The sequence below is a fragment of the Levilactobacillus sp. HBUAS70063 genome (assembly GCF_038374745.1).
Lineage (GTDB): Bacteria > Bacillota > Bacilli > Lactobacillales > Lactobacillaceae > Levilactobacillus.
This window is the reverse complement of record NZ_JBANSM010000006.1, coordinates 221,868-245,209: the sequence shown is the minus strand read 5'-3', so window position 1 is coordinate 245,209 and position 23,342 is coordinate 221,868. Positions and strand designations below refer to the sequence as shown.

The window sequence follows — 23,342 nt, the reverse complement described above, 5'->3', positions numbered from 1 at the left end:
CAAGGCTCAATGACGCCAAATGACTATATTTATTAACCTCAGTCCAAGTTTCCCAAGGGCTGAGGCCCATTTTCGTACTTTCAACCTTCAGACATTGATGGTAAATGTTTCAAAGAGGTTCGGGTTGTTTACGCTGGTTACCTTAATGGTTGTAGTTCCAGCGCGCTTTGCTGTGATGGTGAATTTACCGGTGGTTGTTCTACTTGGTACAGAAACGATGGCGCTATCAGCAGGTTGAATAGTGAATGTGTTTCGAGCTGCTTCGCTTAGCTTGAGATTCCCGTAAACAGAGCTCCACATCTGGGCAGTCTTAGATGCACCAACTGTCATGTTAGCCAACGTGAAATTAGACGAAATTTCTGCGACACGATTTCCAGCTTGTTCCTGAGTCTGTTTGGCATTAGCGATAGAGGTGTCGTTAGGGATCTTGTTCCGAATCGCTTGACCAACTTCCGGATTTGTCGGGTGGTAAAGGGCGTTCTTATCACTCAAGTAGTAAGTATTGGATTTGTCTGGAATGGCTGCATAAGCCGCTGCCGTGAATTCACTCTTAATCTGGGTGACTTCAATTGGTGAGGCGCTCCCCATCTTGTTAGAAACGTATGGGAACCCATCCTCGTCATAAGGGACGTTATCCACGTTGTAGAGGGGAATGCCATTGCCATCGGCGCCAAATGCCGGCAGGTTGAGCCATTGCGTCCAGGTAATGTGTTTCGTAGACTTGACATAGAACTTGCCGGTATTCGTGGCTTTAGATCCGCTCTTCTTTGAGGTGTTCTTAGCTTTATTAGCAGGCGTAGTGGTCTGGGAAGAGGCTTTGCCGCTCGTCTTCTTACTCGTAGAAGACGTCTTCACCCAGCTTGTTAAGTAGTGACGGTTGACCCAAATGGTTTTACCCTTCTTACCAATGCGAACGGCGTAGTAGATGCTGTGGTCGATCTTGGCGTGCCGTAAAGTCGTCAGGGAATGAACCTGGTACTTTTGACTGCTGAGTTTAGCAGCGGTTCTAAAACGATAATGTTTCTTAGAAACTTTCTTCAGGGTATAGCCCTTCCAGGAAGCTTTACGGCCGTTGACGGCTACTTGATGGTGCTTCATCGGCTTATTCCACTTGACGTAGTGGATTTTTGAAGCGTTAGCGGTAGTTGGCTGAAGCGTAGCTAAGCCAACAAAACTGGTGAGAGCCAGTGTGGTTAGGGTGAGACGTTTAACAATTTTATTCATATATATCCTCCTCTGATTTTGATGCTGATGAATGACAAAATGCTAATTATTGTGTGCCTTGTATAAACGACCAGTCCTTAAGTTGATCAGACTGCTGTAGTCGACAATACTCCCGTCCCCAGTCGGTTGACTGACGAATTCGGCATAGTATCCCTTGATTTTCTTGCCGCTTTGCCAAGAACCACTTTCCCAGTGGCCGGTATGTGCGTTGTGGACGATGCCCTCAAATGCATTAAATGTCGTCGAATAGCGCAGGGTGCCATGGCCGTGATAGGTTTTGCGGTACTTTAAGTGATACTTTTTACGCATCTGCTTAATCGTGTACTTGGACCGATAAGTCTTGCCCTGATAGGTGATATGGTGCCACTTAGCGGCCTGGGCTTTGGCGGGTGCTGCCACGATTAGAACGGTCATGATGGTGAGAACGATAAGTAAGGTGAAATTTCGTAAATGATGTGCCATAAAGGTCTTCCTTAACAATTATTTTTAGATTCAATTAATACACGTGACGCAATGAGACGTAACCCGGCAAGGCAGTTAGCGCTTACCGACAAATTTTTCATTCTGGTTTGAGATTTACCCAAAAGTGGCATCAGAAACCCGATCGTCTAAATTATGATTGATTGCAGGTGTAAACTTGCTAAAGATGTGATACCAACAGCAGGCTAACGTCGATTGGCACTTGCCGCATAGAAAGTGGCGGCCATGGCCCATCCCTTGGCTGCCCGAGCTTCCATTTCGGCTTGGCGCGCTGATTGGTAGGTTAGATCAGAAGTCTTCTTCATTTGATCGTGGTACTTGTCCGTTTCCAGTACATTCAGAGCCTCTTTGAAGCTATCCGCACGTCCAACGGAGACGATGTCAAACAGCCGTGCGGGATCGTAGTTGTAAAGATAACGATCGGGGTAGTTAACGGTTGCCGCTAGTTTTTGGAGGCCGTTCTGGTTGTATGTGATGTCGCCTTGGATGGTTCGCAACTGATTGATGACCTCGGGACTAGCCGTAGCGTGTTTTTTCAAATAACGGTTGTGGTACCACGGCTTGATTTTGAAAATCCGATCAATCAATTTATAGACCAACCAGTTTATCCACCACACAAAGATAAAGCCGACCAACAGAACGAAGAGATTCTCAGCGCCTAGTAGTGAGCCAATCGAGGGCAGGGTGAAAATTCCTGTAATCTCTAAGACCCGTTTCCGATACTGACTATCCGCAGCATCGTTGGTCTGTTGTTGCCATTGACGGTTGATCGCATTTTTCTTAGCGAGTGCCGTCTCATAAATTCTCTCCGCCTTATCAAGAACGGAAAGAGTATCCAATAATGATTCTTTAGACATTGCTTGAATGTCGTCCATGTCTCCACCTCCGAAATATGTAAAAGTTGTCAAACGGGAACAATTATGGCTTGAAGAATATCGAAATTTGGTCACGATCGATCCCAATGACAGTGAGGATGGATGCAAATTCTTTGACATCAATGGGAACCGTACCCGCTTCACGTTTCCAGTAGGAGCTCCGACTCATTCCCAAGCGTTGTGCCATTTCAGTCTGCGTAATACCAGATGCCACGCGCTCTGCTTTGATTCTCCTTAAGTCAAAATCCAAGGTATCCAGCCTCCTTTTCACCACTAAACAATACCGTTATCGTTCCCAATTGTCAACGAAATGTTCCAGCTTCGCATCAAAAGTTTATGTGCGGGAACTTTTTTGGTATACTTCAGTCAATTAGTCGGGAGGTGAGGATCGTTAGAACAAGTGAAGAAGTCATCAACTTGATTACTAAAATTAGAATTGACAAAGCGATCTCACTTTCCGAGTTGGCCCGAAAAACGGGTATCGCTAAATCCACGTTATCGCGTTATGAAAACAAGACGCGCACCTTTCCCTTGAATCACGTGGATCGCTTTGCCACGGCATTGGGGGTCCACGTTAGCTATCTGTTGGGCATCCATGATGAAGAAATATTGTCGTTGTATGAGCGATTGGATGCGGTCAATCGGTCGCGAGCTAGGGCCTATTTACAAAAGCTGGTCGCCGAACAGGAGGCCGAGTAAAACACGGCTTCAAATTCTCTGACAAACGATGGGCTATCCGTTCTGCAAGTAGTGTATAATGAGAATATTCTAATGTTAGCGCCCACAACCACTTAACGTCTCACACATGACCGGTTCATGGCGCGCAGCATTATCCTATTAGGAGGCAATCATGGCAAAATCCACACATTTCTATGAGTTATTCCAACCTAAGCATTACGACATCTACTTAGACATCAATCGTGAGACCAAGCAGATTAGCGGAACGTCCACCATCACCGGGAACGCCAGCGAATCCAAGATCGCGATTCACCAAAAATACATGACCATCACTGCCGTCAAGGCCGATGGGCAAGCTGTTCCGTTCACCTTCGACGACCAGTCCGAGGGCATTCATATCGACCTGAACCAGACCGGCGAGACCACCGTGGCAATCGACTTCACGGCACCTCTGACCGACAGCATGATGGGGATTTACCCATCTTACTATGAACTCAACGGCGAGAAGAAACAGATTATCGGCACGCAGTTTGAAACGACCGCGGCCCGCCAAGCCTTCCCGTGTGTCGACGAACCCGAAGCCAAGGCTACCTTTGACCTGGCCATCAAATTCGATGAACAACCCGGCGAAACCATCATCAGCAACATGCCCGAAGTGAAGACCGAAAACGGCGTTCACTACTTCGACACCACGGTCCGGATGTCATCTTACCTGATCGCGTTTGCCTTCGGGGACATGCAAAGCAAGTTGACCACTACCAAGAGTGGCGTGCAAGTCGGCGTTTTCGCCACCAAGGCCCATCAGGCCAAGGAACTCGACTTCGCCCTGGACATTGCTAAGCGCTCCATCGAATTCTACGAAGACTTCTACCAGACGCCATATCCACTGCCACATTCCTGGCAAATGGCCTTACCCGACTTTTCCGCCGGTGCCATGGAAAATTGGGGCCTGGTCACGTACCGGGAAGCCTACCTACTGATTGATCCCGACAATACCGCCTTCGACCTGAAGCTGCGGGTTGCCACGGTGGTTGCCCACGAACTGGCCCATCAATGGTTCGGGGATCTGGTCACCATGAAGTGGTGGGACGATCTGTGGTTGAACGAAAGCTTCGCCAACATGATGGAATACGTCGCCATCGACGCCATCGAACCAACCTGGGGCGCCTGGGACGCCTTCCAGTCCGGCGACGTGCCCATGGCCTTACAACGTGACGCCACCGATGGGGTGCAGTCCGTCCACGTGCAGGTCGAAGATCCCGCCGAAATCGATGCGCTCTTTGACAGCGCCATCGTCTACGCCAAGGGTGCGCGGATGCTGGTCATGGTCCGCGCCTTAATCGGCGACGATGCGCTCCGGGCCGGCCTAAAGGCGTACTTCGCCGCACACAAATACGGCAATGCGCGTGGCGCCGATCTCTGGTCCGCTCTGGGCCAAGCTTCCGGCTTAGACGTCGGGGCCATTATGAACTCCTGGCTCGAACAACCCGGTTATCCCGTGGTCACGGCCAAAGTGGTCGACGGTCAACTGACCATCACCCAACAACAATTCTTCGTGGGTGACGGCCAAGACGCCGGTCGGCAATGGCAGATTCCACTGAACAGCAACTATGATGCCGTGCCAACGCTACTTAAGGATGAAAGCCTCAACCTGGGTGACTACCAAACGTTACGGCAAACGAGTGGCGAACCGTTCCGTCTAAACGTCGGCAACAACTCCCACTTCATCGTCCAATACGACGACACGTTGTTACAAGATATTTTGGCCAACGTCAACGCGCTCGACGAGATTTCGCAGTTACAACTCCTGCAGGACCTCCGCTTACTAGCCGAGGGTCGCCGGATTTCCTACGCCGCCGTTGTCCCGTTGTTGCAACAATTCGCCGACAGCAAGTACACGGTGGTCACCAGTGCCCTCTACACGGTCGCCGGCAACCTACGAAAATTCGTCACGCCGGATTCCGCCGAAGAAGAACAGATGAAGGCCTACTACGATCAGTTGAGTGCCCAGCAGGTAGCGCGGTTGGGGTGGACGCCACGAGCCAGTGACGACATCGATGACGAGTTGTCCCGGCCAACGGTGCTGAGTGCCGCACTCTTTGCGCACAACACCAAGGCCGTCGCCGCCGCGCACGACCAGTTCACGGCGAACGCTACGGATCTGGCCAGCTTACCGGCTGCCACGCGTCCCCTGATCTTAGCCAACGAGGTGAAGAACTACGGCAGTGAAACGCTCTTCGACCAGTTACTGACGGCCTACCGCGATTCCACGGACGCCAGCTACAAGGCCGACCTATGTGCCGCGCTGACCAGCACCACGGACGCTGCTTTGATTGCCAAATTAATCGCCGTCTTCGAGGATGCCGACACGGTCAAGCCGCAAGACTTGCGGGCCTGGTTCCGCGGGGTATTGGCCAACAGCAAGGGCGAACAGGCCGCTTGGGACTGGATTAGAAACGACTGGCAATGGCTCGAAGATACGGTTGGTGGAGACATGGAATTCACGACCTACATCACCGTCATCTCGCGGGTCTTCCGGACGCCGGAACGGTTGGCCGAATTCAAGGCCTTCTTCGAACCGAAGATTAACACACCAGGCTTAACCCGGGAAATCACGATGGACATCAAGGTGATCTCCACGCGGGTTAACTTGATTAAAGACGAACAAACCGCCGTTAACGCGGCGATCGCCGATGCGGTGAAGTAACCCCGCGTTAGCGTTGATTCAAAAAAATCAGAGAAGTGGGTTCCGTATCAACGGGCGCCCACTTTTTTAGTCGCCTCACTTACTACTAATGTTTTTTTCGGCAAATTTGTTGCAGGTTCTCGCCAAAAAATTTCAAAAATTCGGATTAAATCGAGAATGGTTGCTGGCCAACAACGTTAAGGGGACCCTCACAAATGGAACCGGTTATGGTATACTATGCCCATAATAAAATCAGCCGAATCGCCGTCGGGGCGGGATCGACTGAGATGGGAGATCCAATTTTTTCATGAATGACGTTATTGCTTATTTCCAATCCATCAAGATTCGGGGGATGGGCTGGATTCTGCTGGGCTGTCTGTACCTCTTCGCCAACCAACCGATTTTGATTATCGTGTATCTATACCTCGCGGCGGTGATGGTCTTGCGAACCTGGCTGGCGCAGTTTCCCCACGCCGCCAAGGTTGGTCTGACCGTGGTCTACGCGCTCCTGATGGTGATTCAGATTGTCTTCATTTCGGCGGTCGTCTTTCCCTGGCGTGGAACGTCGCCGCTGTATTTTGTGGGCAAATTAGTCGGGGTGATGCTGGTCGTCTTGCCGTTGTGGGTCGAGCGCTTCGTGACGACCAACAACCAGACGGTCTTCTACCTGCCCACGGTGGAGGAGGCCGCCACGGTGAGCTTCGATGAACTCCGCCAAAGTGCCGGTAAGCTCAGCAACCTGTTAAACGGGGCGGCCGAGGCCAAGGACAAGGTGTCCGTGGCACACGTCAAAACGATTATCGAGGACCTACCGCGACACAGCGCGACGCATTACATCAACCACGGCACGCTGACGCCGGCCTATTTCGAAGCGGTGACCGCCACGTTGGTCGATACCAACTTATACTTGGCCGTGTCCAACACCGGTAGCGCGGCCAGCGAGATGATTTCGGTTTTCACTCGTAAGCAGTTCAACCACGTTTCGTTATCCTTTGACCGCGACCTGGAAACCATTATCAGCTACAATGGGGGTGACAACGTCTATCCGCCAGGTATGAACGCGGAAACCCTGGAGTTTTTCCACCAAAAGGCCGGCGCCTCGGTTCTGGTCTACAGCTTGCCGGTGACGACGGCGCAGAAGACGTTCGTGATGAATAAGATTGCCGAGATCAACCGCGAGGGTAGCGCCTACAACATGATTGGTCTGGTGTCGAAGCATTCGGCCAAGCCCAACATCATGTTCTGCTCGCAGTTCGTCTACACGATGCTCCAGTTGGCCGGCGTGGCGTACTTTTCGATGAAGCCCGGTGAGGTTCGCCCCACGGACTTTATCGAGCAGGATTATTATAAGAAATTGAAGTTTGAATATGAATTGAAATTCTAACGAAAGAAACGCGAGGTAAAAGGACCATTAGCCGGCAAAACGACTGGCTGGTTTGGTGATCGGCCTTAAGGGGAACCGGCTGCCTCTTGGCACACGTTTCGGCTAGTTAGACGCATGCGGGTCTGGAAGTTTTCTTTCAGGCCTTTTTAGCGTCCGCAAAATTTGGACAAAAAACAGGTTACCGGTCGTTCAATCGGTAACCTGCCCTTAAATTTAGTCGTTCAAATTGTAACGTAACTTCATGTGTTCGGAACCAAACGTGACCATGTCGCCGAGCAACTTGGTTTGACGCTTGAAGGATTCGTCGGACAACTTCTCGTTGGCTTCCTTCAAGATAGCCGTGTCGGCACCATCGACAATGGCGGCGTCCGTCTCGTGTTGAATCTGACGGTAGGCGGACATGGCTTCCAAAGCGAAGGTGTTCCGGAAGTCTTCGTACAGGCTGTAGTCCGTGTCACCCAACAGGGCGGTGGTGCAACTCAACCAGTACATGTGATTCATGTTGAACGTGCCATCGGCGTCCTTGTAGGCGGCCGGCGTGTCGTCAACGTTGGCGTAGAATGGTACCACCGTGTTGAACGTGTTGGCACCAAAGGCTAACCAGTGAATCCCGGCGATGCTGGCTGGGACGTTGTTCCGGATTTGTAAAATGTGGACGTCGTGGTTTCGGTTAATTCCGATTGGCCGAAAGAGGGTCTTGTCGTCCTCGGAACCGTGGCCGTAAACATCGTATTTCGTGTTTTCGTAGTGGGAACTCAGCACGAACTTCACGTCGTCGATTGAAATCTTCCGGTTGGCGTGGCAGATGAACGGGAGGTCTTGGTCTTGCGGATCGTGTTCGATTTCAGGATTGAAGTACTTCTGACCGAACCAAGCCCGCGGGTTGTTGTAGACCGTATCCTTAATCGTGGCGCTACCGAAGATGTGCCGCAGGTTAACTTGGTCGAAGTCGGGGTTCAGGTGGTATTTGGCAATTAGGTCTTCCAGGTCGTCGGAGGCCAGGGTGTCTTCGGCGCTGAAATCAAAGTCGTCAATGTTCATTCGGTTAGGGGCAACCACGTAGGCGTCGTCCGGAATCCGCTTAGCGGCCCAGTGATGCCCACCGATGGTTTCTAACCACCAGATTTCTTCGTTATCGGAGAAAGCAATCCCGTTCGGTTCGTAAGTCCCGAATTCTTCCAACAAGCTTCCTAAACGCTTCACACCGTCGCGGGCACTGTGAATGTATGGCAGAACCAAGGTGACCAGGTCCTCTTCACCAATCCCACCGGCAACGTAAGGGTCGATGCCCAATACGCGAGAGTTCGTGGTGATGGTTTCCGTTGCGGACATCGCAATGTTTTCGCTGTTAATCCCGGCGGCCGGCCAGATCCCGTTGGTTAAGATGGAGTTGGGAATTGACGTGTAGCGTAAGGGATTGTCGGGCAGACTAATCTTAACGCCGCTGATAACCGCTTGGTAATCGCGCGGTTGGTCGGCGGGATTAACCACGACAAACCGCTCCGGGTCAAGGGCCTCGTGGCCATCATCGTTTCGTGAAATGATGGTGGAACCGTCTAAGGACGCCTTTTTTCCTACTAAAATGGTGGTACATGAACCTTTAATTCTCTTCGTCATGAATACAGCACTCCTTTTAACCCACATTATAGCATTGAAAGCGGGTGCGTTGAAGGGATTGCTCAGTCCGGCGAAGACTTTTGCGAATCCGCCGAAGAGTCCTGCTGTTTCAGGCATTCTTCTAACGCGGCATTCTGTTGCTCAATCCTGGTGAGTTGCTGGTGGAGCTGCTGGTACTGGCTGGTTTCCCCGCGGTGGGCGAAGTAGGTAGTGATGGTGCTGGTTAAGGCGCCGATAAAGCCGATGCCGACCAGCATCAATAAGGTGGCCGCCCATTTTCCAATCGTGGTGTGCGGGGCGATGTCGCCGTAGCCCACGGTCGAGGCCGTCGCAATCGCCCACCAGAGAGCTTCGTTCCACGACACGTGCTCGGCATAAGCGTAAAGCGTGGCCGCCAGAATCAGGATAGCCAGGCTCGCCCAGACCAGGTAGATGAAGCCGTTGGTCCGCAGAAAGGTTCTTAAAGGTTTGCGTAGGCGACCGATGAAGCCCACGAGCCGCACGAGTCGAAAGAGCTTGGTCAGCCGAAAGATTCGCGTCAACCGGGCGAGCCGGAAGAAGCTAAAGAGGCTGGTTAGTGGCAGGATGGCGATTAGGTCGAAGAGGTTGTGGCGGAAGAAATCCCACTTCCGTGGCGCCCGCCAGAAGCGCACCCAGTAGTCAACGGTAAAGGCGATGAGAATCCCATCGTCCATCACGGACCACGGGGAAGCGGTGAGGTCAATCACCGTTGAAAAATCAAGAATCGTCAGCCCAATCGACCACAGGGCAAGAAGCACCACCAGCCCGTTATAGCATTTTGCGCACCGTGTCATGGTTCACACCTCCCCTTAGTTACGATTAGTATCCCATGTTTCAGGGGCGAAACGGTGTGGGCATGCTCGGTAGTAACGGTCGCCTAACTTGGCTAGCCCCCGCGGGTACGCAAAAAGCCGAGGACGCGCCTCGGCTTGGGTAAATAGTTAGATTGCTGACGACATCGTTGTTGCTGGTCGCCTACCGTTCGCAGGTAGGTTATAGGTGACTAAGACATTTGCCTGTGGCTGCCAGGAGTTCCGCCTGCCATGGGGAACGGTTCCAGCCTGAGAAACGGGCTTCCACCTCGCTCGGAAGCCTTGCCAACCCCGCAAGTCTCCCGAGTCGTCCCATGCTGTAGGCTGGGAAAGAACCCCAGCCAACACCATCGACACGGCTGGCTCCACTCCTGGCCTCCTCCGGCATGATTGGTGATTCCACGCAACCTGGGTTCGGATGCTAGCCGAACGGCAACGTTTACGGCTCGTGGCTTAGTTGCTTTAAGCCAATCGAAGTTGTTCAGGACGATTGTGGCCGAGAGTGAAGCAAAATATGAGCTCAGCCGTGGTATTTCCTTAGCGGCGGGTCCTTCGCCGGTTAGGAAATGGCGTCTTGGAAACGCGGTCTGCGGTTCCAAGCGAGTTTCGAGACCGTTCTTTGGCTCGAAACGTCCGCCCACCGCGATCCAGCTCATATTTTGCGAACGGTAGGCGACCAGCTAATCACTAGGTTGCCAGTTACTTGCGAGTTACGAGTTAAGAGAAACTAAGCGTCCAGCCGTACCTGAGCGACCGGAGCCGCCGGTGTCAGCGCTGGCAATAAGGCGTCGATCACGCCCTGCACCGGCGTTGGGAACGCGAAAATCATCTTCGCCAACTGGGCGGCGGTTAACTTCTGGTTAATCACCAGTACCAGGACGTTGACCAGGTCGGGCGCGTCCATGCCGTAGATGTCGGCGCCGACCAAGTGGTTGTCTCTGTCGATGACGGCGGTCAATTCGGCGTCGGTTTCGTTCTTATATTCGAAGTCAAAGAGTTTGCCGTAAGGTAGGTGAACAATGCGATAGTCGGGGTTCCCGGCAGCCACCGCGGCGGTCACGCCGACCCGGGCAATCCGCGGTAGGGCGAAGAGAACACTGGGGATGGCGGGGTAGCTGATGGGGGCGGTGTCGCCTAAAATTTGACCGGCGATATAATTTGATTCAAAAGTTGCTGTGGGGGTTAACTTTGGCACGGACTTGTCGAGGACATCGCCGCTAGCGTAAATGTTGTCGCCGTTAGCCCGCAGGTGATCGTCCACTACGATGCCGCGACTACTGGAGTGAATTCCGGCGTTTTCCAGTCCCAGTAAATCCACGTTAGCCCGCCGACCGGTCGCGGCCAGCACGTAATCGGTTGTTACCGCGAAGCCGCTTTCGGTCGTCACGGCGTAGCCTTCGGTCGTCTGGACCACGGACTTAACCGGCTCGTTAAACCGAATGTCGGCGCCGGCGGCCTGTAACTTCACCAGGAGTTTCGTGACGTAACGGGGGGCAAAGCCCTTGGCCGCCCGATTGCCGTGAGATAAGATTGTCACGCGAGTGCCCAGTTGAAGCACCAGTGCGGCAAATTCTAGGGCAATCACGCCGGCACCGAGGATGGTCAGGTGGGCGGGCAAGTGTTCAAGGTTGAGGAAATCGCGGCTGTCATGCAGGAATTCCTTGCCGGGAATGTCGGGCTTAACGGCATGTTGGCCGGTGCCCAGCACGATGTTGTCGGCCATGATCTTTTGTTTGCCGACTTGAATCATGTGGTTCCCCATCAGAATCCCGGTACCGTGAATCACGTCGATGCCGAGTTGGTCGAACAGCGTCGTCATTTTAGCGGGGAGGGCATCGATGACCTGGTGCTTGTGAGCCATGAAAGCCTCCCAATTGAAATCGGGGGTTTGGTCGACGCCAACTCCCTGATATTGCTTGAGTTGCGCCATGAGCTCGGAGGGACCGTCTAGGAGAATCTTGGCATCGCAACCGTAGTTGGTGCAGGTGCCGGCGACAAGGTCACGTTCGATGAGAACCACCGATTTTCCGGCCTGACGAAGGGCAACAGCGGCGTGCCAGGTGGCGTGGCCACTTCCAATAAATGCGACATCATATTGAATCATTAAATAAAAAACCTCTTTCTGTGTAAAAACATGCAAAACGGTCGTGTGCGACTGGACGGGCAAAATAAAAATGCTAATTCAGCATTTTTTCCAAAGTATCAATCAACGCGTGATTCTGGGCTAACATGCCCCGGTAATCCGCTGGGTCAATGGCTTGTTGACGAACGCAGACGCGAATCGACTCAAAAATCTCAGTTTTACTCGTTCTCCCGGTTTCCGTCAATTGGATAATTAACTGCCGGTGATCGGAGTTGGCTAACTCCCGGGTAATCCAGCCCTTACGTTCCATGCGTTTTAGCAAGGGCGTCAGGGTATTACTCCCAAAGTCCAGCTGATCTCCTAGTGCGTGGAGGGGCTGGCGATCCTCTTCCCACAGCGCCAAAAGTACCAAGTATTGCGGATAAGTCAGGCCATAAGGTTGGAGGGCCTGCTGATAAAACTTGATAAAGAGGCGACTTGCGCGGTACATCGAAAAGCAAAGTTGGTTCGCCAGCGTCATGTCGGAATCGTTCATGATGGCTGCCTCCAATTTCAATTGCGTACGATTTAATTTACTATAATCTAATATGTATGAGCTGTCAACTATTTCAGGGTAATTTGTGAAAAAAAGCTGTTCGGGGGCCGTTCGGTTGTATCGGGTCGCGTTTGCCAGTAGAATGGAAACATTGAGAAAAAGGAGAGTCAATGATGGATTTAGCGGCAGCAAAGCAGGTTTTAAAAACAACGTTTGGTTACGATGAGTTCCGACCGGGGCAGCGGGCCGTCATTGAACACGTCATGGCCGGGCAAAACAGCCTGGCGATCATGCCCACCGGGGGCGGCAAGTCGCTGTGTTATCAGATCCCCGCGCTGCTATTTGACGGCATCACGGTGGTCGTGTCACCCTTGATTTCCTTAATGAAGGATCAGGTGGACGCGTTAAATGACAGCGGGATTCCGGCCACATTTATCAATAGTTCGCTGGAATGGCCGGACATTCAGGAGCGCTTGGCGGGCTTGCACAACGGGGCGTACAAGTTGCTCTACGTGGCGCCGGAACGGTTGGATTCCGCGGCCTTTTTGCAGGCGTTAGGTCAGTTACCGATCGATCTGCTGGCGGTGGACGAGGCCCACTGTATTTCCCAGTGGGGGCATGACTTTCGGCCCAGCTACCTGGCGTTGAGCACGGCGATTGAACAGCTGCCGACCCATCCGCAAGTGCTGGCGTTGACGGCCACGGCCACCGAGCAAGTCGCCGCCGACATTTGTCAACAGCTGCAGATTGATCCGCAAAATGAGGTGAACACCGGCTTTGCCCGGGACAACTTGGACCTGACCGTGGTCAAGGACCAGGACACCGACCGCTTTATCCTCGATTATCTGAAGGTCAACCAGGGTGAAACGGGGATTATCTACGCCAGTACGCGAAAGGAGGTCACCCGACTGACGACGCTATTGACGCGTCACCACGTTCAGGCGGCCGCCTACCATGCGGGGCTGAGCGATGACGAACGTCGTCAGAATCAAGAGGACTTTCTCTACGACCGGATTCAGGTGATGGTGGCGACCAACGCCTTTGGCATGGGCATCGACAAGAGTAACGTGCGCTTCGTGATTCACGCGCAGGTCCCCGGGACGCTGGAGGCCTACTACCAAGAAGCTGGCCGGGCCGGGCGAGATGGCCTTCCCAGTGAGGCCATCCTGCTTTACCGGGCCCAGGACCTGCAGATTCAGCACTTCTTCATTGACCAATCGGAACGCGACGAGGCCAACAAGCAGTGCGAATATCAGAAGCTTCAGGTGATGAGCCAGTACGCCAACACGCAGGGCTGCCTGCAACAATTTATCCTGGCCTACTTTGGCGAGGAGTCGGCGCCGTGTGGTCGTTGTAGCAATTGTCGCGATGACCGGGAAGCCCAAGACATCACAGTGACGGCGCAAAAGGTCCTGTCCTGCGTGGTGCGGTTACGGTCGCGCTTCGGCAAGGGGGTGGTGGCGCAGGTCTTGACGGGCGCCCACAACCAACGGATTCGAGACAACCACTTGGAAGACCTGTCCACGTACGGCCTTTTGAACGGGCAACGCCAGAAGAGCGTGGGGGAGCTGATCGACTTTCTCACGGCGGCGGGGTACCTCCAAAGTGTCGGTGGCCAGTACCCGACGCTGGCGATTACCCAGCAGGGAGCGGCCGTTCTGAAGGGCGAGCAGTCCGTCTTTCGCAAGATGGCACGACAGGCCAAGCGGCTGGCGCCGGTGGACGATGAACTCTTTGGCAAACTTCGCGACCTTCGCCGCCAGTTGGCCGAGGAACAACACGTCCCGCCATTCGTCATCTTCTCCGACCGGTCGCTGCATGACATGTGTGATCTCTTACCGCAAGATGAGACAACCTTCCTTGAGGTCAAGGGGGTCGGCCAGAGTAAGCTAGCGAAGTACGGCGAGGCCTTCATGACCGTTATTCGTGAGGATCAGGCGGACGCCTCTGCCGAATAGCGTAGCGAACTGTCTAAAAGGTCAAAGGTTTAGTCGTCGGGGTAAATGACCCGGTCACCGGGGAGATAACCTAAACGTTATCATCGGGGTTGTTTGGTCGCCAAGATTGGTCCGGTTGACCGGTCAGACGCGGATGGCGCCTGAGTTACCAGATGACCTTGCCGATTCGGCATTAGACCGGGGTTGCCGGTTCAAAATTAACCTGATAATGATTAACCAGATAAATTTAGCGACTCCCGCCCGCCGGCCCGAGTCGCTTTTTTACGGCTTGTTATTTATCCGGATGAATAACTAAAAATAATAAAATTACAGACCAATCTATTGTAATCGCTTACATCGTGTGCTACTATTATCCTCATAAATTACGGTGAAGGACTGACGGCAAAATGGCGAAAAGTGAATTTCAAAAAATGATGGACCAGGAACTCTACGATGTGAAGGATGAAAAATTGGTGCACGATCGGTTTGCGGCGCGAGACCTCTACGAATCATTGGATAAAATTCCGTTCCGGGAAAAAGACCGGGTGACAGCGGTGGTTCAGAAATTGTTCGGAACGGTCGGGAAAAACGTGGAGATTCGACCGCGGTTCGTCTGCGACTACGGCTACAACATCCACGTGGGCGATAACTTCTTCGCCAATTTTGACTGTATTCTATTGGACACCAACGAGATTACGATTGGCGATAACGTCCTCTTAGCCCCGCGGGTTCAGATTTATACGGCGGGTCATCCCTTTAATATTGCGGCGCGGACCTCGTGGCTGGGGAATGGTGCCCCGGTCAAGATCGGCAATAATTGCTGGATCGGTGGGGACGCGGTGATTGTGCCCGGCGTAACCATTGGCAACAACGTGATTGTGGGTGGCGGTTCGGTCGTCACCAAGTCGTTTGGCGACAACGTGGTCATTGCGGGCAACCCCGCCCGAATCATCAAGCGTTTGGACGCTGAGGGCAACGTGATTCCGGATTGATCCGAATAAACCAGTGGTGAATTGGCATTTCGGTGAAAATTTGCTATGCTAAGATTAACCAGATAAATTACGAACAAATTTGTAACTGCCGATTTGGGTGCGGTAGGGTTTGCGCAAATGAGCGAAAACGTTACCAACGGGAGTGCTGCAGTGCAGGTTGGCTACAAACTATGGGAGAGTAAACATGGAAAATAAATACCAACGGGTCAAGGATTCCCTGAAAGAAGCGATTCTTTCGGGTAAGTATCCGATTGACGAAAAATTACCAACGGAAACGGAACTTATGGAACAATTTAAGGTCTCGCGATACACAATCCGCCGTGCGGTGGGGGATTTAGAGACGGAACACTTCATCTATCGGATTCAGGGTGGGGGGATGTTTGTCCAGGACTGGCATAAGGACTGGGCCACCGAAAATGATAGCAAGATGATTGGGGTCATCACCACCCACATCGCCGACTACATTTTTCCACAGATTATCTACGGCATGGACAAGGTCATTTCCGATGGCGGTTACTCGCTGCTACTGGGTAACACGCACAACAACCACGATAAGGAACGCAAAAACCTCATCAACATGTTGAACAGCAAGGTGGCCGGGCTCATCATTGAGCCCACGCAAAGTGCCTTGCCTAATCCCAACATGGACCTGTATCAGGAGATTAAAGACGACCAGATTCCGGTGCTCTTCATTAACGCGGCCTATCCGCAGCTGGACTTTCCGTACGTGACTACGGCCGACGTAAGTGCGGAGAAGAAATTAATTGATCACCTTTTGCGGATGGGCCACGAGAGCATTCTGGGCATCTTCCAGGTCGATGATATTCAGGGGGTCCACCGGATGAACGGATTCGTTCAGGCCTATCAGGAACATCCGGACATTTCCTATAAGAGCAATTTAATTATGTATCAGTCCGGGGATGACTTTGCCCGGATTACCAGTCGGATTTCTTCGTATCTGAAGGACGCGGAACGGCCGACCGCGATCGCCTGTTACAACGATCAGCTGGCGATTCCGGTGATGGCCTTCGTGAAGGAACAGGGCTTTCGGGTGCCGCAAGACATCTCGATTGTGGGCTTCGATAACTACCAGATGTCCCAGTACATGAGCCCCGGCTTGACCACGCTCAACCATGAGAAAGAAATCATGGGCGAGGACGCCGGTCGGATGATGTTCCAGCTACTGAACAAGCAGCCGGTGCAGTCGATCACGTATGAACCGGAATTGGTGATTCGCCAATCGACCGGGGCCCCCAAGTCGACCTCAGATAGGTTAGGATGAATTTCGAACCAACCTAGGTCATCAGTCGTCACCTCGTTCAAAAGTTAGGCTCAACCTAAGCGTGCCGCTACTCGGCGCGCTTTTTTAGTAAAATAAATCAAAATGAAAGCCTGAAAACCAGCAGGTGACCGGCTGATCGGGGGTCGTTGACTAGTCGGAGTCGTCTAGACAATGGCGTCGTCAAGCGGGCCACCACGGGTTTAGTCATAATCAAGTGATTAGCGAATAGGGTAAGCGTTGGCACGTCAAAAGCAACGAATGAATTTAAAAATTTCACATTAATCAGAGAATTATTGAAATAGATTCGAGAATCGTAAAACGCTTAACCTAGCACTATTCGGAAACGCTTTCAAAAAAGTTGAATCAATCAAAACCGCGTTGTATCAAGGGATTTGCCCAAATATTAATCCGCATATAAAAAATAAGTGTTGATTTATGCGTATAAATATAATACACTAAGTTTGTTCAGAAATGAAAACGCTTCACAAAGGTCATCATCTTTTCCGCGCTGGCCGGCCAGTGCGAAGGGGGGGATGAAACCCCGGTGGCGTTAGCATTTCTATCAATAGTTAAGTGGGAAAAGCCATTATTTGTTTTTTATCTTTACCCCTTTAAACTTAGGAGGAACGAAATTTGGAAGCGAAAGCGAAAAAGAAAGTCTCAAGTGGTTTCATATTCTTCTTTGGATCATTTGGTGGAATTCTGTTCGGTTACGATATCGGTGTTATGACCGGTGCCTTACCATTCTTGAAGACCGACTGGGCCTTAACCAACGCCTCACTGATTGGTTGGGTGACGTCATCAGTTATGTTCGGTGCCATCTTCGGTGCCGCAATTGCCGGTCAATTAGCCGATAAATTAGGTCGGCGGCGGATGATTCTGATGTCATCCTTAATCTTCGCCATTGGGTCAATCCTGTGTGGGTTCGCTCCTAACGGTGGGACTTACTACTTAATCGGGATGCGGATCTTCTTAGGGTTAGCCGTTGGTGCTGCCTCCGCCTTAGTCCCAGCCTACATGTCAGAAATGGCACCGGCACGGTTACGTGGTAGCTTGTCCGGGATTAACCAGACGATGATTGTTTCTGGGATGTTAATCTCTTACATCGTCGACTTCGTATTGAAGGATTTACCAGGGAACTTATCATGGCGGTTAATGTTAGGTTTGGCTTCTGTGCCTGCCTTCATCCTCTTCGCCGGTGTTCTCCGGTTGCCTGAATCACCACGGTTCTTAATCAAATCTGGTAAGTTAGACGAAGCACGGACGGTTCTGTCCTACGTTCGTAAGCCAGACGAAGTTGAACCAGAAGTTAAGTCCATTCAAGATACGGCTAAGACCGAAGAAAGCAACTTGGAAAAGACCTCATGGGCAACCTTGTTCAACGGCAAGTACCGTTACCTGGTTATCGCCGGTGTTGGGGTCGCTGCCTTCCAGCAATTCCAAGGGGCCAACGCGATCTTCTACTACATTCCATTGATTGTTGAAAAAGCAACTGGGAATGCCGCAAGTTCCGCTCTGATGTGGCCAATCGTTCAAGGTGTTCTGTTAGTTCTTGGTTCATTACTCTACATCTGGATTGCTGAAAAATTCAATCGTCGGACGTTGTTAACTATGGGTGGTACGGTTATGGCACTGTCCTTCCTGTTACCAGCTATCATTAACAAGTTAGTCCCTAACGCAAGTCCAATGATGATCGTTGTCTTCTTGTCCATCTACGTTGCTTTCTACTCATTCACTTGGGCACCACTTACCTGGGTTCTGGTTGGTGAAATCTTCCCATTGGCTATCCGGGGCCGTGCATCTGGTTTAGCTTCATCCTTTAACTGGATCGGTTCATGGGCTGTTGGTTTGATCTTCCCAATCATGACGGCTGCAATGTCACAAGAAGCTGTGTTCGCTGTCTTCGGTGTTATCTGTGTCTTGGGTGTTCTGTTCATTCGCTTCTGTGTCCCAGAAACGCGTGGTCACACTCTTGAAGAAATCGAAGCTCGTGGGACTGCTCACGCTGCCAAGAAAGAAGCAGGCAACAACTAGTAATTCTCGATTTTAAAATTATTGGGAGGTAAGTTAAATGAACTTAGTTGAAACGACTCGCGCTATCGAAGCCGGTGAGGTTTCCTTAGGGATTGAGTTAGGTTCAACCCGGATTAAAGCGGTATTGGTCACTGATGACTTCAATACCATCGCCTCAGGCAGTTATGTTTGGGAAAACCGCTTTGAAGACGGTGTCTGGACATACCCGATCGACGAAGTTTGGACGGGGATTCAACAGAGCTACACGCAAATGGCCGCTGATGTTCAAAGCAAGTACCACAGTGCTTTGACCAAGATTAGTGCCGTTGGGGTTAGTGCCATGATGCATGGTTACTTAGCCTTCGATAAGAGTGGCGAACTGTTGGTACCATTCCGGACTTGGCGGAATAACATCACGGAACAATCCGCTGATGAATTGACCAAGTTGTTCGATTTCAACATTCCACAACGTTGGAGTATTGCTCATCTGTACCAAGCTATTCTGAATGGTGAAGATCACGTTCGTAACGTCAACTTCATCACGTCATTGGCCGGGTACGTGACTTGGAAATTATCTGGCGAAAAGGTCTTGGGTGTGGGGGATGCCTCCGGTGTCTTCCCAATCGATGACCAGACGGGTTCTTACGATAAGAAGATGCTGGAGAAGTTCAGCAACCTCGACAACGTGAAGAAGTACCCTTGGAACATCGAAGACATCTTGCCAAAGATCTTGCCAGCTGGTAAGGTTGCCGGTCATTTGACCGCTGAAGGGGCTAAACTCCTGGATGCTAACGGCAACTTGGAAGCCGGTTCTGTGATGGCTCCACCTGAAGGGGATGCTGGTACCGGGATGGTTGGGACGAACAGTGTACGGAAGCGCACTGGGAATATCTCCGTCGGGACCTCATCCTTCTCCATGAACGTCTTGGACAAGCCACTGACTAAGGTTTACCGCGATATCGATATCGTGATGACGCCAGATGGCTCACCTGTTGCCATGGTCCACGTTAACAACTGTTCTTCAGATATTAACGCTTGGGCGAGCGTCTTCAATGAATTTGCGCAACGACTCGGGGTTGAACTCAAGCCGGACCGTTTATACGAAACGCTCTTCTTGGAAGCAGCCAAGGCTGATCCGGATGCTGGTGGCTTGGTTAACTACAGTTATCAATCTGGTGAAAACATCACCAAGATTAAGGCTGGTCGGCCACTGTTCGTTCGGACACCAAACAGCAAGTTTAACTTACCTAACTTCATGCAAACGCAGTTATACGCTGCCTTTGCCCCACTGAAGATTGGGATGGACATCTTGATTAATCAAGAACACGTTCATACTGATGTGATGATTGCCCAAGGTGGGTTGTTCCGGACGCCAGTGATTGGTCAACAAGTCTTGGCCAATGCGTTGAACGTTCCAATCACGATCATGAGTACTGCCGGCGAAGGTGGTCCATGGGGGATGGCGGTCTTAGCGGTTTACGCTAAGCGCGATACCGATGAATCACTGGAAGACTTCTTGGATCAAGAAGTGTTCACCAACCCAGAATCCATGACGTTGAGCCCAGAACCTGAAGGGGTTGCGGGTTACCAGAAGTTCATCGAAAAGTATCAAGCTGGCTTGCCGGTGGAAGCTGCCGCTGGCGATGCAATTAGCGACTAAGAGAGGAAGTTAATTGAATGTTAGAGGAATTAAAGCAAGAGGTTTACGAAGCCAACATGAAGCTGCCTAAACTGGGCCTGGTTACCTTTACTTGGGGTAACGTTTCCGGAATTGACCGGGAAAAGGGTCTGTTCGTCATCAAGCCTTCCGGGGTTGATTACGACAAGTTAAAGCCTAGCGACTTGGTCGTCGTAAACTTGAAAGGTGAAGTTGTTGAAGGGGACATGAACCCATCTAGCGACACACCAACGCATACGGTACTTTACAACGCATTTCCAAATATTGGTGGGATTGTGCACACGCACTCTCCATGGGCAGTGTCCTTCGCTGGCGCTAACTTAGACGTCCCAGCCATGAACACGACCCACGCCGACACGTTCTACGGTGATGTTCCAGCGGCCGATGCTTTGACCAAGGAAGAAATCGAAGAAGACTACGAAGGCAATACGGGTAAGACCATTGTCAAGACCTTCAAGGAACGTGGTTTGGATTACGAAGCAATTCCAGCTGCCTTAGTGAGTCAACACGGACCATTTGCCTGGGGCCCAACCGCAGACAAGGCCGTTTACAACGCTAAGGTCTTGGAAGTAGTTGCTGAAGAGGATTACCACTCCATGCAATTAACCCACAAGAACCTGGAATTACCACAATATCTGTTGGATAAGCACTATTACCGTAAGCACGGTAAGAACGCTTATTATGGGCAAAACAATGCCAAGTCGCAGAGTCATGCGGCGCGTGAATAATTGGGTATCATGCTTTACTAACAATCATATATAGAAGGAGTGCTTAAATTATGTTATCAGTTCCTGATTATGAATTTTGGTTTGTTACCGGTAGTCAACATCTCTATGGTGAAGAACAATTAAAGTCCGTTGCCAAAGACGCACAAGACATCGCTGACAAGTTAAACGCCAGCGGCAAGTTACCTTACAAGGTTGTCTTCAAGGATGTTATGACGACTGCTGAAAGCATCACTAACTTCATGAAGGAAGTTAACTACAACGATAAGGTTGCCGGGGTTATTACCTGGATGCACACGTTCTCTCCAGCCAAGAACTGGATCCGTGGGACTGAATTGTTGCAAAAGCCTTTACTCCACTTGGCTACGCAATACTTAAACAACATTCCATACGCTGACATTGACTTTGATTACATGAACTTGAACCAAAGTGCGCATGGTGACCGTGAATATGCTTACATCAATGCTCGTTTGAAGAAGAACAACAAGATCGTTTACGGCTACTGGGGCGACGAAGCAGTTCAAGACAAGATTGCTGCTTGGGAAGACGTTGCTGTTGCCTACAACGAAAGCTTCAAGGTTAAGGTTGCTCGTTTCGGAGACACCATGCGTAACGTTGCCGTTACTGAAGGTGACAAGGTACAAGCACAAATCCAAATGGGCTGGACTGTTGACTACTACGGTATCGGTGACTTAGTTGAAGAAATCAACAAGGTTAAGGATGCTGACATCGACAAGGAATACGCTGACTTGGAAAGCAAGTACACCATGGTTCAAGGTGACAACGATGCTGAAACTTACAAGCACTCAGTACGTGTTCAATTGAAGCAATACCTTGGGATCAAGAGCTTCTTGGAAAAGGGTGGCTACACTGCCTTCACCACGAACTTCGAAGACCTCTGGGGTATGGAACAACTCCCTGGCTTAGCCGCACAATTGTTAATTCGTGACGGTTATGGCTTCGGTGCCGAAGGTGACTGGAAGACCGCTGCGCTTGGCCGTGTCATGAAGATCATGTCCCACGGTAAGAAGACGGCCTTCATGGAAGACTACACGCTTGACTTACGTAAGGGCCACGAAGCTATTCTTGGTTCTCACATGCTGGAAGTTGACCCAACTATCGCTTCCGACAAGCCTCGTGTTGAAGTTCACCCATTGGATATCGGTGGTAAGGCTGATCCTGCACGTCTGGTCTTCACTGGTTCAGAAGGTGACGCCATTGACGTTACGGTTTCTGACTTCCGTGATGGCTTCAAGATGATCAGCTACGCCGTTGACGCTCACAAGCCAGAGGCTGAAACCCCTAACTTGCCAGTTGCTAAGCAACTCTGGACGCCAAAGGTTGGCCTTGAAAAGGGTGCCTTAGCTTGGATGCAAGCCGGTGGTGGTCACCACACCATGCTCTCATTTGCTCTGACTGAAGAACAAATGGAAGACTTTGCAACCATGGTTAACATGAACAAAGCATTCATCAAATAGTCATTGACGACTGATAAAAACGGTTGGGGTTGCCGAGAGCAGCCTCGGCCGTTTTTATTTTGGAAGCAACATATCATAAGGAGGAAGAGAAAGCATGGGAAAAACAGAACAAGAAAAAATGGTTGCCGGCGAACTCTTTGACGTTTACGACGACGAGTTAGTGGCGCAACGGGCGGCTGCCAGAAAGCAGGTTGAAGCCATCAACGCCTTGGGCGAAAGTGACCCTGAACAGACCGAAAAGCTGATTAAGAAGCTCTTCGGTTCGACCGGTAAGGACGTCAGCGTTCACGCCGACTTCAAGTGTGACTACGGCTACAACATCTACGTAGACGAAGACTTCTTCGCTAACTACGACTGTGTCATGCTGGACGTGGCCCCCATTCGGATTGGCAAACACTGCCTGCTCGGACCGAAAGTTCAGATTTACTCGGTGAACCACCCAGCCGATCCCAAGCTACGGCGGAACGGCGCCATGGGAATTGGTCGGCCCGTGACTTTAGGCGATGACGTCTGGGTCGGTGGCGGTGCCATCATCTGTCCTGGCGTCACGTTGGGGAACAACGTGATCGTCGGTGCCGGTGCCGTGGTCACGAAGTCCTTCGGAGATAACGTGGTCGTTGCCGGTAACCCAGCACGAGTTGTGAAGCATTTGGATTAAACGCATCATATCAGGTTTCCGCCCTCGAAGATAGGGTTGGCCGGAAACTTCCTATGAAGTGGCTCATCGGAGCGTTTCCATTCCTAACGGGTGGGGCTTTCGCTGAGCCACTTTTTTGCGCTCAAAAGTCAATTTTCGAAAAAAATTTGAGAGCAAGCGGTTGCTTTCATACCGGGGTTTGCGA

Annotated in this window: 19 protein-coding genes; 11 read left to right on the top strand and 8 right to left on the bottom strand. The window is 51.3% G+C overall.

The genetic code is table 11. The features are described 5' to 3' along the window. Positions 1 to 87 precede the first annotated feature (87 nt). From V8I28_RS10770 to V8I28_RS10755, 4 genes are all read right to left on the bottom strand, one after another. On the bottom strand, positions 88 to 1,224 hold the full coding sequence (locus V8I28_RS10770; protein WP_341780096.1) for a GW dipeptide domain-containing protein: 1,137 nt from the start codon (positions 1,222 to 1,224) through the stop codon (positions 88 to 90). Between the two features lie 42 nt (positions 1,225 to 1,266). Continuing rightward, positions 1,267 to 1,686: a hypothetical protein gene (locus tag V8I28_RS10765; RefSeq protein WP_341780095.1), complete on the bottom strand. Its 420-nt coding sequence runs from the start codon at positions 1,684 to 1,686 to the stop codon at positions 1,267 to 1,269. Between the two features lie 203 nt (positions 1,687 to 1,889). Continuing rightward, positions 1,890 to 2,579 (bottom strand): hypothetical protein, encoded by a 690-nt coding sequence (locus tag V8I28_RS10760; protein ID WP_341780094.1) that lies wholly within the window; start codon positions 2,577 to 2,579, stop codon positions 1,890 to 1,892. A 43-nt stretch (positions 2,580 to 2,622) separates the two neighbouring features. Further along, positions 2,623 to 2,829, bottom strand: a complete 207-nt coding sequence (locus tag V8I28_RS10755; protein WP_341780093.1) for a helix-turn-helix domain-containing protein — start codon at positions 2,827 to 2,829, stop codon at positions 2,623 to 2,625. An 86-nt stretch (positions 2,830 to 2,915) separates the two neighbouring features. Between V8I28_RS10755 and V8I28_RS10750 the strand changes: the two genes are divergently transcribed. From V8I28_RS10750 to V8I28_RS10740, 3 genes are all read left to right on the top strand, one after another. Further along, on the top strand, positions 2,916 to 3,278 hold the full coding sequence (locus V8I28_RS10750; protein ID WP_341780092.1) for a helix-turn-helix domain-containing protein: 363 nt from the start codon (positions 2,916 to 2,918) through the stop codon (positions 3,276 to 3,278). 151 nt (positions 3,279 to 3,429) lie between these two features. Continuing rightward, positions 3,430 to 5,964 carry a M1 family metallopeptidase gene (locus tag V8I28_RS10745; protein WP_341780091.1) on the top strand — a complete coding sequence of 845 codons (2,535 nt, stop codon included), beginning with the start codon at positions 3,430 to 3,432 and terminating at the stop codon, positions 5,962 to 5,964. A gap of 286 nt (positions 5,965 to 6,250) precedes the next feature. Next, positions 6,251 to 7,327: a hypothetical protein gene (locus tag V8I28_RS10740; protein ID WP_341780090.1), complete on the top strand. Its 1,077-nt coding sequence runs from the start codon at positions 6,251 to 6,253 to the stop codon at positions 7,325 to 7,327. A 213-nt stretch (positions 7,328 to 7,540) separates the two neighbouring features. Here the strand turns inward: V8I28_RS10740 and V8I28_RS10735 are convergent, their stop codons facing one another. The 4 genes from V8I28_RS10735 to V8I28_RS10720 all read right to left on the bottom strand — a co-directional run bounded on the left by V8I28_RS10735 (position 7,541) and on the right by V8I28_RS10720 (position 12,395). Then, the gene (locus V8I28_RS10735; RefSeq protein ID WP_341780089.1) at positions 7,541 to 8,944 is read right to left on the bottom strand and encodes a C69 family dipeptidase; all 1,404 of its coding nucleotides are present in this window, start codon (positions 8,942 to 8,944) and stop codon (positions 7,541 to 7,543) included. A gap of 62 nt (positions 8,945 to 9,006) precedes the next feature. Further along, positions 9,007 to 9,759 carry an ion transporter gene (locus V8I28_RS10730; protein WP_341780088.1) on the bottom strand — a complete coding sequence of 251 codons (753 nt, stop codon included), beginning with the start codon at positions 9,757 to 9,759 and terminating at the stop codon, positions 9,007 to 9,009. A 745-nt stretch (positions 9,760 to 10,504) separates the two neighbouring features. Then, the gene (locus V8I28_RS10725; RefSeq protein ID WP_341780087.1) at positions 10,505 to 11,881 is read right to left on the bottom strand and encodes a dihydrolipoyl dehydrogenase family protein; all 1,377 of its coding nucleotides are present in this window, start codon (positions 11,879 to 11,881) and stop codon (positions 10,505 to 10,507) included. A 73-nt stretch (positions 11,882 to 11,954) separates the two neighbouring features. After that, a complete protein-coding gene (locus V8I28_RS10720) occupies positions 11,955 to 12,395 on the bottom strand; it encodes a MarR family winged helix-turn-helix transcriptional regulator (protein ID WP_341780086.1) in 441 nt (146 codons plus the stop codon). Between the two features lie 170 nt (positions 12,396 to 12,565). On the opposite strand from V8I28_RS10720, the gene recQ reads away from it, so the two are divergent. From recQ to V8I28_RS10680, 8 genes are all read left to right on the top strand, one after another. Next, a complete protein-coding gene (gene recQ, locus V8I28_RS10715) occupies positions 12,566 to 14,353 on the top strand; it encodes a DNA helicase RecQ (protein WP_341780085.1) in 1,788 nt (595 codons plus the stop codon). A gap of 386 nt (positions 14,354 to 14,739) precedes the next feature. After that, complete coding sequence (locus tag V8I28_RS10710; RefSeq protein ID WP_341780084.1) at positions 14,740 to 15,324, top strand: sugar O-acetyltransferase; 585 nt, start codon at positions 14,740 to 14,742, stop codon at positions 15,322 to 15,324. Between the two features lie 184 nt (positions 15,325 to 15,508). Beyond that, positions 15,509 to 16,606, top strand: coding sequence for a GntR family transcriptional regulator (locus V8I28_RS10705; protein ID WP_341780083.1), 1,098 nt, complete (start codon positions 15,509 to 15,511; stop codon positions 16,604 to 16,606). Positions 16,607 to 17,239: 633 nt separating this feature from the next. Beyond that, positions 17,240 to 18,640: a sugar porter family MFS transporter gene (locus V8I28_RS10700; RefSeq protein ID WP_341780082.1), complete on the top strand. Its 1,401-nt coding sequence runs from the start codon at positions 17,240 to 17,242 to the stop codon at positions 18,638 to 18,640. Between the two features lie 37 nt (positions 18,641 to 18,677). Next, positions 18,678 to 20,279, top strand: a complete 1,602-nt coding sequence (locus V8I28_RS10695) for a xylulokinase (RefSeq protein WP_341780081.1) — start codon at positions 18,678 to 18,680, stop codon at positions 20,277 to 20,279. Between the two features lie 17 nt (positions 20,280 to 20,296). Then, a complete protein-coding gene (locus V8I28_RS10690; protein ID WP_168898982.1) occupies positions 20,297 to 21,025 on the top strand; it encodes an L-ribulose-5-phosphate 4-epimerase in 729 nt (242 codons plus the stop codon). 50 nt (positions 21,026 to 21,075) lie between these two features. Then, positions 21,076 to 22,500: an L-arabinose isomerase gene (gene araA / locus V8I28_RS10685; RefSeq protein WP_233668382.1), complete on the top strand. Its 1,425-nt coding sequence runs from the start codon at positions 21,076 to 21,078 to the stop codon at positions 22,498 to 22,500. Positions 22,501 to 22,594: 94 nt separating this feature from the next. Further along, a complete protein-coding gene (locus V8I28_RS10680; RefSeq protein ID WP_341780080.1) occupies positions 22,595 to 23,158 on the top strand; it encodes a sugar O-acetyltransferase in 564 nt (187 codons plus the stop codon). Positions 23,159 to 23,342: the final 184 nt, after the last annotated feature.

Coding starts and splice junctions, on each gene's coding strand:
- V8I28_RS10710 (WP_341780084.1), top strand. CDS start 14,740: ATGGCGAAAAGTGAATTTCAAAAAATGATGGACCAGGAACTCTACGAT.
- V8I28_RS10680 (WP_341780080.1), top strand. CDS start 22,595: ATGGGAAAAACAGAACAAGAAAAAATGGTTGCCGGCGAACTCTTTGAC.
- V8I28_RS10690 (WP_168898982.1), top strand. CDS start 20,297: ATGTTAGAGGAATTAAAGCAAGAGGTTTACGAAGCCAACATGAAGCTG.
- recQ (WP_341780085.1), top strand. CDS start 12,566: ATGATGGATTTAGCGGCAGCAAAGCAGGTTTTAAAAACAACGTTTGGT.
- V8I28_RS10695 (WP_341780081.1), top strand. CDS start 18,678: ATGAACTTAGTTGAAACGACTCGCGCTATCGAAGCCGGTGAGGTTTCC.
- V8I28_RS10740 (WP_341780090.1), top strand. CDS start 6,251: ATGAATGACGTTATTGCTTATTTCCAATCCATCAAGATTCGGGGGATG.
- araA (WP_233668382.1), top strand. CDS start 21,076: ATGTTATCAGTTCCTGATTATGAATTTTGGTTTGTTACCGGTAGTCAA.
- V8I28_RS10705 (WP_341780083.1), top strand. CDS start 15,509: ATGGAAAATAAATACCAACGGGTCAAGGATTCCCTGAAAGAAGCGATT.
- V8I28_RS10730 (WP_341780088.1), bottom strand. CDS start 9,759: ATGACACGGTGCGCAAAATGCTATAACGGGCTGGTGGTGCTTCTTGCC.
- V8I28_RS10750 (WP_341780092.1), top strand. CDS start 2,916: ATGTGCGGGAACTTTTTTGGTATACTTCAGTCAATTAGTCGGGAGGTG.
- V8I28_RS10760 (WP_341780094.1), bottom strand. CDS start 2,579: ATGGACGACATTCAAGCAATGTCTAAAGAATCATTATTGGATACTCTT.
- V8I28_RS10765 (WP_341780095.1), bottom strand. CDS start 1,686: ATGGCACATCATTTACGAAATTTCACCTTACTTATCGTTCTCACCATC.
- V8I28_RS10770 (WP_341780096.1), bottom strand. CDS start 1,224: ATGAATAAAATTGTTAAACGTCTCACCCTAACCACACTGGCTCTCACC.
- V8I28_RS10745 (WP_341780091.1), top strand. CDS start 3,430: ATGGCAAAATCCACACATTTCTATGAGTTATTCCAACCTAAGCATTAC.
- V8I28_RS10720 (WP_341780086.1), bottom strand. CDS start 12,395: ATGAACGATTCCGACATGACGCTGGCGAACCAACTTTGCTTTTCGATG.
- V8I28_RS10735 (WP_341780089.1), bottom strand. CDS start 8,944: ATGACGAAGAGAATTAAAGGTTCATGTACCACCATTTTAGTAGGAAAA.
- V8I28_RS10725 (WP_341780087.1), bottom strand. CDS start 11,881: ATGATTCAATATGATGTCGCATTTATTGGAAGTGGCCACGCCACCTGG.